General features: G+C 44.9%; 17 protein-coding genes. 14 read left to right on the forward strand and 3 right to left on the reverse strand.

Annotation, left to right across the window (positions count from 1 at the left end; all coding sequences use genetic code 11):
* Positions 1-43: 43 nt before the first annotated feature.
* The 13 genes from ERX55_RS03245 to ERX55_RS03305 all read left to right on the forward strand — a co-directional run bounded on the left by ERX55_RS03245 (position 44) and on the right by ERX55_RS03305 (position 11,824).
* The gene (locus ERX55_RS03245) at positions 44-679 is read left to right on the forward strand and encodes a YkyA family protein (protein WP_133451160.1); all 636 of its coding nucleotides are present in this window, start codon (positions 44-46) and stop codon (positions 677-679) included.
* 171 nt (positions 680-850) lie between these two features.
* On the forward strand, positions 851-1,966 hold the full coding sequence (gene pdhA / locus ERX55_RS03250) for a pyruvate dehydrogenase (acetyl-transferring) E1 component subunit alpha (RefSeq protein ID WP_133451161.1): 1,116 nt from the start codon (positions 851-853) through the stop codon (positions 1,964-1,966).
* 3 nt (positions 1,967-1,969) lie between these two features.
* Positions 1,970-2,947, forward strand: a complete 978-nt coding sequence (locus ERX55_RS03255; RefSeq protein ID WP_133451162.1) for an alpha-ketoacid dehydrogenase subunit beta — start codon at positions 1,970-1,972, stop codon at positions 2,945-2,947.
* 69 nt (positions 2,948-3,016) lie between these two features.
* The gene (locus ERX55_RS03260; protein WP_133451163.1) at positions 3,017-4,318 is read left to right on the forward strand and encodes a dihydrolipoamide acetyltransferase family protein; all 1,302 of its coding nucleotides are present in this window, start codon (positions 3,017-3,019) and stop codon (positions 4,316-4,318) included.
* 3 nt (positions 4,319-4,321) lie between these two features.
* Positions 4,322-5,728: a dihydrolipoyl dehydrogenase gene (gene lpdA, locus ERX55_RS03265; protein WP_133451164.1), complete on the forward strand. Its 1,407-nt coding sequence runs from the start codon at positions 4,322-4,324 to the stop codon at positions 5,726-5,728.
* 66 nt (positions 5,729-5,794) lie between these two features.
* Positions 5,795-6,079: a UPF0223 family protein gene (locus ERX55_RS03270; protein WP_133451165.1), complete on the forward strand. Its 285-nt coding sequence runs from the start codon at positions 5,795-5,797 to the stop codon at positions 6,077-6,079.
* A 103-nt stretch (positions 6,080-6,182) separates the two neighbouring features.
* Positions 6,183-6,725 (forward strand): helix-turn-helix domain-containing protein, encoded by a 543-nt coding sequence (locus ERX55_RS03275; protein ID WP_133451166.1) that lies wholly within the window; start codon positions 6,183-6,185, stop codon positions 6,723-6,725.
* Between the two features lie 9 nt (positions 6,726-6,734).
* Positions 6,735-7,823, forward strand: coding sequence for an ABC transporter ATP-binding protein (locus ERX55_RS03280; RefSeq protein WP_133451168.1), 1,089 nt, complete (start codon positions 6,735-6,737; stop codon positions 7,821-7,823).
* Entirely contained in the window at positions 7,820-8,623 is an 804-nt protein-coding gene (locus ERX55_RS03285) for an ABC transporter permease (protein WP_133451169.1), read from the forward strand. Before ERX55_RS03280 ends, ERX55_RS03285 begins: the two co-directional genes overlap by 4 nt.
* A complete protein-coding gene (locus tag ERX55_RS03290; RefSeq protein ID WP_133451170.1) occupies positions 8,623-9,423 on the forward strand; it encodes an ABC transporter permease in 801 nt (266 codons plus the stop codon). Before ERX55_RS03285 ends, ERX55_RS03290 begins: the two co-directional genes overlap by 1 nt.
* Positions 9,423-10,496 carry an ABC transporter substrate-binding protein gene (locus ERX55_RS03295; RefSeq protein WP_133451171.1) on the forward strand — a complete coding sequence of 358 codons (1,074 nt, stop codon included), beginning with the start codon at positions 9,423-9,425 and terminating at the stop codon, positions 10,494-10,496. Before ERX55_RS03290 ends, ERX55_RS03295 begins: the two co-directional genes overlap by 1 nt.
* Before the next feature lie 73 nt (positions 10,497-10,569).
* Positions 10,570-11,385: a DUF4064 domain-containing protein gene (locus ERX55_RS03300; RefSeq protein ID WP_133451173.1), complete on the forward strand. Its 816-nt coding sequence runs from the start codon at positions 10,570-10,572 to the stop codon at positions 11,383-11,385.
* A gap of 28 nt (positions 11,386-11,413) precedes the next feature.
* The gene (locus ERX55_RS03305) at positions 11,414-11,824 is read left to right on the forward strand and encodes a hypothetical protein (protein ID WP_133451174.1); all 411 of its coding nucleotides are present in this window, start codon (positions 11,414-11,416) and stop codon (positions 11,822-11,824) included.
* 35 nt (positions 11,825-11,859) lie between these two features.
* Here the strand turns inward: ERX55_RS03305 and ERX55_RS03310 are convergent, their stop codons facing one another.
* Positions 11,860-12,450 carry a YktB family protein gene (locus ERX55_RS03310; RefSeq protein WP_133451175.1) on the reverse strand — a complete coding sequence of 197 codons (591 nt, stop codon included), beginning with the start codon at positions 12,448-12,450 and terminating at the stop codon, positions 11,860-11,862.
* An 85-nt stretch (positions 12,451-12,535) separates the two neighbouring features.
* On the opposite strand from ERX55_RS03310, the gene ERX55_RS03315 reads away from it, so the two are divergent.
* Positions 12,536-13,357, forward strand: coding sequence for an inositol monophosphatase family protein (locus ERX55_RS03315; protein ID WP_133451176.1), 822 nt, complete (start codon positions 12,536-12,538; stop codon positions 13,355-13,357).
* Here the strand turns inward: ERX55_RS03315 and ERX55_RS03320 are convergent.
* On the reverse strand, positions 13,339-14,217 hold the full coding sequence (locus ERX55_RS03320; RefSeq protein WP_133451178.1) for a hypothetical protein: 879 nt from the start codon (positions 14,215-14,217) through the stop codon (positions 13,339-13,341). The two genes, ERX55_RS03315 and ERX55_RS03320, sit on opposite strands and share 19 nt — an antisense overlap.
* Positions 14,218-14,369: 152 nt before the next feature.
* Complete coding sequence (locus ERX55_RS03325) at positions 14,370-14,555, reverse strand: DUF5325 family protein (RefSeq protein WP_133451180.1); 186 nt, start codon at positions 14,553-14,555, stop codon at positions 14,370-14,372.
* Between the last annotated feature and the right edge of the window lie 47 nt (positions 14,556-14,602).

The following is a 14,602-nucleotide window of genomic DNA, read 5'->3' on the forward strand; positions in this document are numbered from 1 at the left end:
AAAGGCTACTATAAAACTGAATGAAAAAGGAGGAACAATTCATATGAAGAAACTAATTATCGCTGGCCTGTCCGTCGTCATGCTTGCCGGCTGCGGGAATAAGACTGAGCAGCTGGAGAAATTCTACACCCAGATTGATGCGGTCAACGCAAAAGAGAAACCAGTGGTCGCAGTCAACAAGGAACTCCAGAAGCTTGAATCTGAAAAGGTGGAGCTGTTCAATAAAATCAGTAAAGCAAAAAAACAGGATATTAACCTCATCAACAGCACGGCAACAAAACTTGTTCAGAATGCTTCTGCCAGAAGTACGGCAATCAATAAGGAAATCAAGGCCTATGATGAATCAGAGAACGAATTCAACAAGGCGAAAGATTTAGCCAGTGAAATTAAAGATAAGGATCAGAAAAAAGAAGCATCAGATCTGACCGATGCTCTGGAAAAAAAGTACAGCCAGCATGATGGACTGATGACAGCCTACCAGGATGTCCTGAAAAAAGAAAATGATTTATTCAAGTACTTACAGGGTAAAAGTCCAGAGACGAGCGGCGTCAATGCTAAGATTGAAAGTCTGAACACATCAACGAGTGCTTTCCAGAAAAAAATGACGGTTTTCAATCAAACAATGGAGCAAGTTCAGAAGGAATCCGGCGATATCGTCAAGTTATTGAACAACAAATAATTGTACTATAACAGAAAAAGTTATATCGGTATAACAGAGTGTTCGATTCCTATTGTTTCAACAAATAAAACCCTTTAATTGTTGCGGATTTTTTTTGTTTAACACTAGAACAGTTTTATGTTAGAATAATTCAAGTAAATATAAATATATCCGAAAGGTTTGGTGAATTGAATGGCTTCGAAGAAACAAGCACCATTCGATGCAGTATCAGTACTCAATGAAATTGAATCTAAGTTTGAAGTAGTTCAAGTTTTAGATTTAGATGGTAATGTCGTAAACGACGCATATATGCCTGATTTAACTGATGAACAGTTAGTAGAATTAATGGAGAGAATGGTTTGGACTCGTGTCCTTGATCAGCGTTCGATCTCATTAAACCGTCAAGGTCGTTTAGGTTTCTATGCACCAACAGCAGGTCAGGAAGCTTCTCAGTTAGCATCTCAATACGCCCTTGAAAAAGAAGACTGGATTCTTCCAGGTTACCGTGATGTACCACAATTAATCTGGCATGGTCTTCCATTGACAAAAGCATTCTTATGGTCTCGTGGTCACTTTACAGGCAGCCAGTTCCCAGAAGGCATGAATGCACTTGCACCTCAGATCATCATCGGTGCTCAGTATGTTCAGACAGCTGGGGTTGCGCTTGGTCTTAAGAAAAAAGGCAAACAGAATGTGGCGATCACTTATACAGGTGACGGCGGTTCTTCACAAGGTGACTTCTATGAAGGTATCAACTTTGCATCTGCATTCAAAGCACCAGCTATCTTCGTCATCCAGAACAATAACTATGCGATCTCTACACCACGTGAAAAACAGACAGCTGCTAAAACTTTAGCACAGAAAGCTGTTGCAGCAGGTATCCCAGGTACTGTTGTAGATGGTATGGACGCACTTGCTGTTTATTTCGTGACGAAACAAGCACGTGAACGCGCGATCGCTGGTGACGGTCCTTCATTAATTGAAACAATGACTTACCGTTATGGTCCACATACGATGGCAGGGGATGACCCGACACGTTACAGAACATCTGATGAAGACTCTGAGTGGGTTAAAAAAGATCCGCTTGTACGTTTCCGTAAATTCCTTGAAAACAAAGGTCTTTGGACTGAAGAGAAAGAAAACGAAGTAATGGAACGTGCTAAAGAAGAAATCAAGACTGCTCTTAAAGAAGCAGACGGCACGCCTAAACAGACTGTTTCTCAATTAGCAGAAATCATGTATTCAGGCGACATGCCTCAAAACTTAAAAGAACAATATGAAATCTACAAAGAGAAGGAGTCGAAGTAAGTCATGGCACAAATGACGATGATTCAAGCAATAACAAATGCACTGCAGACAGAACTTAAAAATGACGAAAACGTCGTAGTTTTCGGTGAAGACGTTGGTGTCAACGGTGGTGTATTCCGTGCGACTGAAGGACTTCAGAAAGAATTCGGTGAAGACCGCGTCTTCGATACGCCGCTTGCGGAATCAGGTATCGGTGGTCTGGCAATCGGTTTATCTTTAACAGGTTTCCGTCCAGTCATGGAAATCCAGTTCTTCGGCTTCGTCTTCGAAGTATTCGATTCAATCGCTGCTCAAATTTCACGTCAGAGCTTCCGTTCAGGCGGCACTAAGCCTGCACCGATTGTCATCCGTTCACCATTCGGTGGTGGTGTTCATACACCTGAACTTCACGCAGATAACTTAGAGGGCTTAATGGCTCAGACACCGGGTATCAAAGTTGTTATCCCGTCTAACCCATATGATGCTAAAGGTCTCCTGATCTCAGCTATCCGCGACAACGATCCAGTTGTCTTCCTTGAGCACATGAAGTTATATCGTTCATTCCGTGAAGAAGTACCTGAAGAAGAATATACGGTTGAAATCGGTAAAGCAGCAGTGAAACAGGAAGGGACAGACCTTTCTATCATCACATACGGTGCAATGGTACAGGAATCTATGAAAGCAGCTGAAGAGCTTGCTAAAGAGGGTCATTCAGTTGAAGTCGTTGACCTGCGCACAGTTCAACCTCTTGATATCGATACAATCATTGCTTCTGTCGAAAAAACAGGCCGTGTAGTCGTCGTTCAAGAAGCACAAAAACAAGCAGGTGTAGGCGCAAACGTCGTTTCTGAAATCTCAGAACGTGCTGTGCTGAGCCTTGAAGCACCGATTGCTCGTGTCTATGCACCTGATACTGCATACCCATTCACACAAGCTGAGAATGTCTGGTTACCAAACAAAGACGGCATCGTGGAAGCAGCAAAACGTACTTTAGAATTTTAATATCCGTGAAAAGTACGCTTGTACTTTTCACTTTCCCTATAAAAAAAGATATTCTAGGAGGAACTTAAAGTGGCATTTGAATTTAAATTACCGGCACTTGGTGAAGGTATTTTCGAAGGTGAAATCGTTAAGTGGTTCTTTAAAGAAGGCGACACAGTTAACGAAGACGATATTTTATGTGAAGTACAGAATGATAAATCTGTAGTTGAAATCCCATCACCAGTATCTGGTACGGTTACAGAAGTAGTAGCAGAAGAAGGTACTGTTGCTAACCTCGGTGATGTCATCATCAAAATTGACTCTCCTGATGCACCTGCGGATTCTCACGCTGAAGAAGCTAAAGAAGAGCCTCAAGCAGAAGTAAAAGAAGAAGCTCAAACAGAGGCACCAGCGCCTGCTGCTGCTACACAAGCAACAGATGTTGAAGTGGATGAGAACCGCCGCGTCATCGCTATGCCTTCTGTCCGCAAATTTGCGCGTGAACAAGGCGTTAACATCAAAGCTGTCCAAGGAACAGGGAAAAACGGCCGCGTCTTAAAAGAAGACATCGAAGCATACAAAAACGGTGGCGCTGCTTCAGCTGCCCCAGAAGTTGCAGCAGCTCCAGCAGCCCAAGCGACAGAAGCAGCTGTGACACCAGCTCAACCTATCGCTGCTCCAGAAGGTGACTTCCCAGAGACACGCGAAAAAATTCCTGCAATGCGTAAAGCAATTGCTAAAGCAATGGTTAACTCTAAACACACTGCGCCTCACGTAACATTAATGGACGAAATCGATGTTCAAGCATTATGGGATCACCGTAAAAAATTCAAAGAAGTGGCTGCTGAGCAAGGCACTAAACTGACATTCTTACCTTACGTTGTAAAAGCTTTAGTATCAGCTCTTAAAGCTTATCCAGCACTGAACACTTCTCTTGATGATGCAACTGAAGAAGTCGTACACAAACATTACTACAACATCGGTATCGCAGCTGATACAGAACGCGGCTTACTTGTACCTGTCGTGAAACACGCTGACCGCAAATCAATCTTTGCGATTTCTGATGAAATCAACGAACTTGCTGTTAAAGCTCGTGACGGTAAACTTGCGCCTGCTGAAATGAAAGGTGCTTCATGTACAATCAGTAATATCGGTTCTGCTGGTGGTCAGTGGTTCACACCAGTTATCAACCACCCAGAAGTAGCGATCTTAGGTATTGGCCGTATCGCTCAGAAACCAATCGTCAAAGACGGCGAAATCATTGCAGCGCCAGTTCTTGCTTTATCACTTAGCTTTGACCACCGTCAAATCGATGGTGCAACAGGTCAAGCAGCTATGAACCATATCAAACGTTTATTAAATAATCCAGAATTATTATTAATGGAGGGGTAAAGAATGGTAGTAGGAGATTTCCCAATTGAAACAGATACTATTGTAATCGGTGCAGGTCCTGGGGGTTATGTTGCAGCTATTCGTGCAGCACAGCTCGGACAAAAAGTAACAATCGTTGAGAAAGGCGCTCTTGGTGGCGTATGTCTTAACGTCGGCTGTATCCCATCTAAAGCGTTACTCGCGGCTTCTCACCGTTATGAGGTTGCAAAACATTCAGAAGATATGGGTATTACAACTGAAGGCGTTAAAGTTGATTTCTCTAAAGTTCAAGAATTCAAGAACAGCGTTGTTAATAAATTAACAGGCGGTGTGGGTTCTTTACTTAAAGGCCGTAAAGTAGAAATCGCAGAAGGTGAAGCTTACTTTGTGGATGCCAACAACTTAAAAGTGATGACTGATAAAGCGTCACAAACTTATACTTTCAAAAACGCGATCATTGCTACTGGTTCTCGCCCGATTGAAATCCCTAACTTTAAATTCGGTAAACGCATCATCGATTCTACTGGTGCTTTAGCATTACCAGAAGTGCCTAAAAAGTTAGTCGTTGTCGGCGGCGGTTATATCGGTTCTGAGCTCGGAACAGCTTACGCTAACTTCGGTACTGAAGTCACTATTTTAGAAGGCGCTAAAGATATCTTAGGCGGATTCGAAAAACAAATGACTCAGATCGTTAAAAAAGGTTTAAAAGCTAAAGGCGTGACTATCGAAACAGAAGCGATGGCTAAATCAGCTGAAGAGACAGACAACGGCGTAACTGTAACATACGAAGTAAAAGGTGAAACGAAGACAGTTGAAGCAGACTACTGCTTAGTGACTGTAGGACGTCGTCCAAATACCAACGATATCGGATTAGAAGAATTAGGTGTTAAACTGACAGACCGTGGTTTAATCGAAGTCGACAAACAAGGTCGTACATCTGTTGACAACATCTTCGCTATCGGTGATATCGTTGCAGGACCACCACTTGCGCACAAAGCATCTTATGAAGCGAAAGTTGCGGCTGAAGCGATCTCAGGTGAAAAATCAGAAGTGGATTACCTGGCGATCCCAGCGGTATGTTTCACTGAACCTGAACTTGCGACAGTGGGTTACACTGAAGCGATGGCGAAAGAAGAAGGTCTTGAATATAAAGCTTCAAAATTCCCATTCGCAGCAAATGGCCGTGCATTATCAATCAATGCATCTGAAGGTTTCGTGAAATTAATCTCTCTTAAAGAAGATGGATTACTGATCGGCGCACAAGTTGCAGGTTCTGGTGCATCTGACATTATCGCTGAACTTGGTTTAGCCATTGAGACAGGTATGACTGCTGAAGATATAGCGATGACTATCCACGCTCACCCAACTTTAGGTGAGATTTCAATGGAAGCAGCTGAAGTTGCGATCGGTCACCCTATCCACACGATGTAATACTTTTCAATCACTATTAAAAACGCTATTCTATTTATAGAATAGCGTTTTTTTATGGAGGTCAATATGGAGTACAGTTATCCGTTAGATTTAGATTGGACACCTGACGAAATGGTAGCGGTCGTCAATTTTCTGGCAGCTATCGAACAGAGTTATGAAAGTAAGATCAATATTGATGAACTGAAGATGAAATACGATCAGTTCAAGAAGGTCTGCCCGGGTAAAGCCCAGGAAAATAATATCTACAAGGATTTCAAGAAAGCCTCAGGATATGATGGTTATCCGGTTATCAAGAAAATGCGTGAAGCACTGGGTTCAGAGACTAAAGTGATCTCAATGACAAAAATATAATGAATTACCCCCTTCATATTGTTTAATAGTCCTAATTTTGATAAATTATAAGTAATGATATTAAACTTATTGTTTATTATTTTTAAACAGAAGGGGGTTAGTTATGGATATTGGAAAGAAGATTAAAGATCTTCGACGTCAGAAAAATCTGACCCAGGAAGAACTGGGTGAACGGACCGATCTATCAAAAGGCTACATCTCACAGCTGGAGCGCAATCTCAGCTCGCCATCAATGGAGACGTTCTTTAATATACTGGAAGTGCTGGGTGCTAAGCCTGCAGAATTCTTCAGTGATGCCCTCTATCAGCAGCAGATACATTATCCCCTGTCAGAACAGACCTTATATGATGAATATGACAATGGCTACATGATCAACTGGCTTGTTCCGGAATCAAACGATTATGATATGGAGCCTGTGATCATCACTTTAAAGCCGGGGGCTGAATATAAGAAGTTTGAGCCTTCTCCGTCAGAGAGTTTTATGTATGTCATGGAAGGTCGTGCTTCCATCAGAATAGGGCGGAAAGTCTATACAGCTGACCAGCATGAATGTTTTTATTTCAAGGCGAATGAATCCCATCAGTTGTTTAATCAGGAAAAAGTAGAGGCGAAAATTCTCATTGTCGCAACGGAATCTTATTTATAGGAGGAATATATGGACAAGTTTATTGCATTTAACGATGTGACGAAAGTATATGATGGTAACCCGGTATTAAAGGGCGTTAACTTTGAAATAGAGGAAGGCAAGTTCTACACCTTACTGGGTCCTTCCGGCTGCGGTAAGACGACCATTCTGCGGCTGATTGCGGGCTTTGAGAAGCCGACATCAGGGGATGTGTATTTCGCAGGTCAGCGCATCAATGATGTGCCGGCCAATAAACGTCAGGTCAATACCGTCTTCCAGGATTATGCGCTCTTTCCGCATCTGGATGTCTTTGAGAATGTGGCGTTCGGTCTGCGCATCAAGAAGATGGACAAAGCACTTGTCGAGTCAAAGGTGAACGAAGCATTGAGACTGGTGAAGCTTGAAGGCTACGGCAAACGCCGGATCGCTGAGATGAGTGGAGGCCAGCGTCAGCGTGTGGCTATTGCGCGTGCCATTGTCAATGAGCCGGAAGTGATCCTGCTTGACGAGCCGCTCAGTGCACTGGACTTGAAACTGCGTACAGAGATGCAGTATGAGCTGCGTGAACTGCAGCAGCGTCTCGGCATTACATTTATCTTTGTGACACACGACCAGGAAGAGGCGCTTGCGATGAGTGACTATATCTTTGTCATGCGTGATGGTCATATCGAACAGAGCGGGACACCGCTTGATATATACGATGAGCCGGTCAATCGTTATGTCGCTGATTTCATCGGTGAGTCGAATATTATTCCGGGACGCATGGTACGCGATTATGTCGTTCAGATCTATGGCAAGGAATATGCCTGTGTCGACAGAGGGTTCAAGCCGAATGCTGAAGTCGATGTGGTCATCCGGCCGGAGGACCTGGCGGTCACAGCAGCAGCTGAAGGGAAGCTGCAGGCCCGTGTCGATTCCCAGCTCTTCCGCGGGGTACACTATGAAATCTGTCTCTTTGATGCGGAAGGCAACGAGTGGATCTGCCACACGACAAAACCGGCACCTGTCGGAGAAGTCGTCGGCTTAACTTTCTCTGAGCAGGCGATTCATATCATGCTGCCGGGAGAGACTGAAGACGAGTTTGATGCCCGCATTGAATCCTATGAGGTACAGACATGAGAGAAGCAAAGAAATATTTTCTGATCCCGTATCTGATATGGATTATCTTTTTCATCATTCTGCCTCTTGTCTCCATTTTTTATTCAAGCTTTATCAGCCTGGATGGCAAATTCACATTGGAGAACTATGCTGATTTCTTTAGCGGCACCTATCTGCAGATGACACTGACATCATTTCTCTATGCGCTGATCATCACGTTGTTCTGCCTGGTTATTTCATATCCGGTCGCACTCGCTATACGGAATACACGAAATAAACAGTTCTGGCTGCTGCTGATCATTCTGCCGACATGGATCAATCTGCTGCTTAAAACTTATGCGTTCATCGGTATATTAAGCAAAGAAGGCACTGTCAATGATGTGCTGTCCTTTCTGCACCTGCCGCATACGCAGCTGCTGTTCACGAATACAGCCTTTATCATTGTCTCTATCTATATTTACATTCCGTTCATGATTCTGCCGATCTTCAACAGTATGGATGCCATTCCGGAGAACCTGATTCAGGCTTCACGGGATCTCGGAGCAGACAGATGGACGACATTCAGAAAGGTCATCATGCCCCTGTCATGGGAAGGTGTCAAGACAGGCATTCAGATCACCTTTATTCCGGCACTGAGTCTCTTCATGATCACGCGTCTGATTGCCGGAAATAAGGTCGTCAACCTCGGCACCGCTATTGAAGAGCAGTTTCTTGTCACACAGAACTACGGAATGGGCTCCACTATCGCAGTCTTCCTGATTCTTTCCATGGCACTCGTCATGATCCTGACTAAACAACGCGAGAGCGAGGGCAGAAGTTAATGAAATTGCAATCAAAAATAGTTTTAGCCATTACTATGCTGCTTCTTTACTTTCCGATATTCTTTCTAATGTTCTATTCTTTCAACAGTGCAGGTAACATGAACCGTTTTGAAGGATTTACACTGGATCACTACAAAGCCGTCTTTCAGAACAAGCGGCTCATGGTCATCATATTGAATACCATTGCAGTGGCGCTGATTGCAGCCAGCATCTCGACCTTGATCGGTGTCTTCGGCGCCCTTGGTATTCATTATATGCGCAACAAGAAGATCAAGATTGGTTTACTGACCTTGAATAATATTCTGATGGTCAGCAGTGATGTCGTCATCGGCTCGTCCTTCTTGATTCTTTTCACTATCATCGGACATTTTACGGGCCTCGGCCTCGGCTTCTGGTCTGTCCTGATCTCTCATATCGCTTTCTGCGTGCCGATTGTCGTCCTGATGGTGCTCCCGAAACTCTACGATATGAATGAATCATTGATCAATGCGGCGACAGATCTCGGCGCTTCAACGTATCAGACGCTCTCGCGTGTCGTCATACCGCATCTGATGCCTGGCGCTGTAGCAGGATTCTTTATGGCATTGACCTATTCGCTCGATGACTTCACTGTCAGCTTCTTTGTGACGGGCAATGGTTTCAGCGTGCTCTCTGTTGAGATTTACTCTATGGCACGTAAAGGGATTTCTATGGAGATCAATGCGCTGTCAACGATCCTGTTTGTTGTGGTCATGGCGATTATTGCGGTCTATTACTTCATCACGAATAAAAGTGAAAATAAACGGAGAGGAGCAATCTGATGAAAAGATTATTGCAGTTGATTGGTGTCTCTCTTCTCGTTGCGATACTCCTCCTGGTGTCGACCCGCTTTATCGATCCCCCGCCAGAAGCGGGTAAAGGTAATGTGCTCTATGTCTATAACTGGGGAGAATATATAGATCCTGACTTGCTCAAGAAGTTCGAGAAGGAGACAGGGATCCGTGTGATCTATGAGACGTTCGACTCGAATGAATCCATGCTTGCCAAGATCAAGAACGGGGGCACGCACTATGATATAGCGGTGCCCAGTGAGTACGCGATTCAGAAGATGAAGTCTGACCATCTGCTGATTCCGATCGATCACAGCAAGCTGCCGAACCTGAAAAATCTGGATCCGGATTTTCTTGATAAAGACTTCGATCCAGGCAATCGATATTCGATTCCTTATTTCTGGGGGACGGTCGGCATCCTTTTTAATCCCGACCATACGAAAGGCATCGATTTTTCAAGCTGGGACAGTCTGTGGGATAAGCGTCTGAAGAACAATGTGCTGATTGTAGACGGTGCACGTGAAGGAATGGGTTTCGCGCTTAACAGCATGGGTGAGTCTCTGAACGAAAAAGATTCCGCTAAGCTCAGTCAGGCAGAAGCGAAGCTGAAATCCCTTGCGCCGAATGTCCGCGGCGTCGTCGGTGATGAAATCAATACGATGATGGTGCAGAAGGAAGCGGATGTGGCAGTGGTCTGGAGCGGGATGGGCGCTGACATCATGACGGAAAATGAAGACCTTGATTTTGTCGTGCCGAAAGAAGGCTCGAATCTCTGGTTTGATAATATCGTCATTCCTAAGACCGCCCAGAATGTGGAAGGGGCTCATCAATTCATCAATTTCCTGTTAGACGCAAAAAACGGCAAACAGAATACGGAATGGGTGGGCTATGCGACACCGAACAAGGCCAGTTATCAGTTACTTGACCAAGAAACACGGGAAGACGAGCGGTTCTACCCAAGTCCTGCTGTCAGAGAGAAACTGGAGGTCTACGAGGATTTAGGCCCTGAAAAAATTGCAGAATACAATGAAAGGTTCCTGCGTTTCAAGATGTCACTTAAGTAGTCCACCATTTTAAATGATTATCACGGCTTCATCAGGGTATTGAACTATTAACTACAGTTAAGGAGATGAAAGTATGGCGAGAAGAGAATACACACAGACAGTGAAACCTGTCAGCAGAATTCCGGAGAAGATCTTTGGCTGGTTAAGCTGGTTATCATTGCTCGGATTATTAGGACTCGGTCTTTATTCATTACTTGTATCTGGTAATGATCCGAACTTTATGAATGAGATGGAACGTCAGCTGAATGAAAATCCGCAGCTGTCAGATTTCCGTGATCTCATGGCACAGAACAACATGACTGTACCTGAATTTGTCAGCTATATCATGAAAATCGCCTGGGGTATCCTGGCATACCTGGCACTGCCGCTTATTTTAGGGCTCATCGGTCTGTTATCGATGAAGAAACGTATACTAGCAGGTGTGATGCTGCTCCTTGCTGGTTTACTGACGGCTCCATTATTTTTGACAATCGCTTTATTCTGGATTCCTTTATTCTTCTTCATTGCAGCTATTCTGCTGTTTGCACGTAAAGATAAAGTCATCCGTAATGAAGACTACTATCATGACCATGAAACAGTCTCTTATGACCGCGACCGTCAGCCGGCGCCTGTCTATGTAGAACGGGATGCAGATATTGAACGTGAACGCGTTGATGACTTCAAGCATGACGCCTATGTGGATCGCACAGCAGATGTGGAACGTGACCATGCATTGCAGGAGACGGTGGTGACTGAGGAACGGACTGTTGATGCGACACCTGTTGATACAGACGAGACCGTGACCTATCATCGTTCAGAAGGTGACCGTGTGAAGTATGTCGACAAAACTGTTGATGCGACTGAAGAGCGTCGCCAGAACTATAATAACCGTATGAACCGCAATGATTAAAAAAGAGCTGACAAGCTCTTTTTTAAATATGAAGAAAACTTTACTGGTTCTCTCACTCATCATGACTGGAGCGGCACTGCTCTTCCCGCTCAAGCTCATGATTCTGACTTTTGACCCTGATTTCATCAGCGAATTCACCGGGGGCTGGAATCACCGTATTCGAGAGATGATTCAAGAAGAACGGCTCTCTTATTCACAGGGCATGCTGCTGATTTTTAATGCGGAGATGACGGTCAGTGTCATGCGACGGGCAGTCCTCGGTCTCAGCATCTGGCTGCTCAGTCTGGCGGCTGTCCTGATGACAAGCCTGAATGTGACCGGCAAGCGTCTGCTGAATATGCTGCTTGCTGCAGCCATCATTATATCGCTGCCTCTCGTCGTGGTACCGGTGCTGCTGCTCGTGGTTCTTATCCTCATAAATACGCAGAAAAGTCTCTGACCGGTGCGGTCAGAGACTTTTTAGGTAGGGGATAGTCAGCGCAGTTCAATCAGCTTGAGAAAAGTGTCTTCCACTTCTTGCAGGAAGGCCTGGTCTGATTGCAGTGCCGGGTGGCCCGGCTCGTATCTTTTGCCGAAAAGAAGCTCACCTTTTTTGACGTTCTTAAGACGCAGGAGATTGTCACAAAGCGCCTCTTCTTCAATGGCTTCACTTGCTTCTTTCATATGGTCGCGCTTCATGATAAAGTCATCCAGCGCTAAGATGGTCTGTTCTTTTTTCATGAAGGTCTCTGCTACTCGTTCTTTCTCGGGAGACTCATAGATGACGCCGTATAATACAAAGACATGGGAGCCGAAGAGACCGATCTGAAAATGAGGCAGCATCTTATAGCCGCGTTTATGGGTGGAAAATGCCACCCATGTGTCGTCAGGCGGATTCGTTGTCCGCCGTAAATGTTTGGCCACATGCGGATAATAGGTCTCGCCGGTCTGAGCGGTCAGAAAATCACTGAAATAGTCACCCAGCTTCTCCAGTTTCGGCCGCGTGGTTTCAATGAGCGCTGTCATCCGGTTCTCCAGGCCCTCTATTTCAAAAACCTTGAAATCTTCATCTGTAAAGTGATACATCTTATCCTCCTGCTGTTGTAGAATCAATTCATTTTGATTGAATAGTGACTCATGTATAATAGAATTAAATCAAGGAGGAACGCTTATGTCAATTTATCAATTTGCAAAGTCAATCGTGCTTCTTGCAGGACAGCGAATCAGAGAGGAGCTGTCTCAGGAACTGATTATAGAAACAAAGTCCAATCCGAACGATTTAGTGACCAATATGGATAAAGAGACAGAAGCTTTTCTGGTCTCACAGATCAACGAGCACTATCCGGAGCACCGGATTATCGGTGAGGAAGGTCATGGCCAGGATGTGACCGATACTGAAGGATACCTCTGGGTCATCGATCCGATAGATGGTACGCTGAATTTTGTGCATCAGCAACAGAACTTCGCTATTTCCATCGGTATTTTTCATGACGGCAAAAAATATGCGGGTGTCATCTATGACGTCATGAACGACAAACTTTATCATGCTGAAGCGGGGCACGGCGCCTACTTAAACGATCAGCCGCTGCCGGTCTTAAAGGATACAGAGCTTGTGACCTCCATCATCTCCATGAACCCGAACTGGCTGACTAAGGAGCGGACTCGGGACATGTATGCACCGATTGTCCAGGCGGCACGCAGCGCGCGCAGTTACGGCTCAGCAGCACTTGATTTTGCCTATGTGGCAACGGGGATTATTGACAGCTACATCACGCTCAGACTGCATCCGTGGGATTTCAGCGGCGGTATGATCATCGCTGAGGAAGTAGGTGCAGTTGTCTCGAACCAGTTAGGTGAGAAGCTTGATCCCCTGCATTCAAGCTCCATTCTGGTGGCGAATCCTGCTCTGCATCAGGAACTGCTGAATGATTACCTCAGTCCATATCGCGCCAGATTAAATGAAATACATCAAGGTCAGTTTTCCAGAAGATAATAAGTCCCTTTTGTTTTACCTGCTGTATGAAAGTGCTTCTTTAGCAGCGAAGCCACTTTTGCAGCAGGTATTTTTTTGTTGCACCATTTATACATGATATCTTTTGTCAGTCTGTTCTCCGGAAAGAGTGACATGTATTCGTGTGCAGCCCGGATGAATGCCTGGTCAAGCTGTGAAATTTCACGGCACTTCAGGCAGAGGATGAGATGGTGATGATAATTGAATTCTGATAGCTGGTCACAGTGGGGACAGCGCAGTCCATTTTTGACGCCTGCCTTTACTTGATAGGGTGCATCTGTCGTTTCAGCGAGCTGGATGGTAGAAGGCGCAAGATTGAGTTTCGGTGCCGTCATCTGAGCCAGATAAGCGGGGAGTGTGGCTGCCGTCAGAATCATGCTGCTGTGACTCAGCGCATTCAGTTCAAAGTCCGGGCTGAGACAGACCGCTCTGATCTCAATGTTGAGCGACCGGTCCAGCAAGTACTGTAGCCCTAGTTTCACACTCATCAGCTGGGCCAAGTCTTCATGAACTCTGCCCGTGAAAAACGCTGTCAGCATGCCCTGGTCGTTCAGGGTATGAATCCCTTGATAACTGTTCAGTTTCAGCAGATGGATGGTGTCGGATTCCACTAGAATGACGTTCAGACCGATTGTCCGGTGGTAATCCTGATAAGTGTAATGCCAGATGATGTCGACTTGAGCGGTGATTTCCGGCGTCAAAAATGTTTCAAACTGCTCTTCTATGAGCTTCTGGTGCGTAAGAGACTGCAGCATGTTCAGCTCTTCATCAGACAGTGTGGAACGATGGCGCAGGGCTTCCAGGCGGGCAAGGGCAGGATAGGTTCTTTTTTTGATGATCATGACTTCACTCCTTTCCCTCATAATTTATTACGGCAGGACCGAAGACACAAATGACAGAAAATGCTGAATAACGATAAAAGACCAGCAGTTTTTGATAAACTGCTGGTCTTTCATCATTTTTTGTGGTGAAACTGACTGCTTTTGAAGAAAAATTACAGCCAGTCATTTTCCCGGTATTTTTTCTTCAACGTAAATCCGAGGCCCATTATGGCGATAAAAAGCAGGATACTGATTGATATGATGAGCAGGCTGCCTTCTGCCATCCCGGCACTGATGCCGATCAGACAGACGACTGCCAGAAATGCAAGAAGCAGAAAAATGGCTTTACTTTTTTTCATAGGGTTCCCTTCGTACAGCTTTATAGTATATCTTTCTGATATATGCT

This window comes from Macrococcus bovicus (genome assembly GCF_004359575.1).
GTDB classification, from domain to species: domain Bacteria; phylum Bacillota; class Bacilli; order Staphylococcales; family Staphylococcaceae; genus Macrococcus; species Macrococcus bovicus.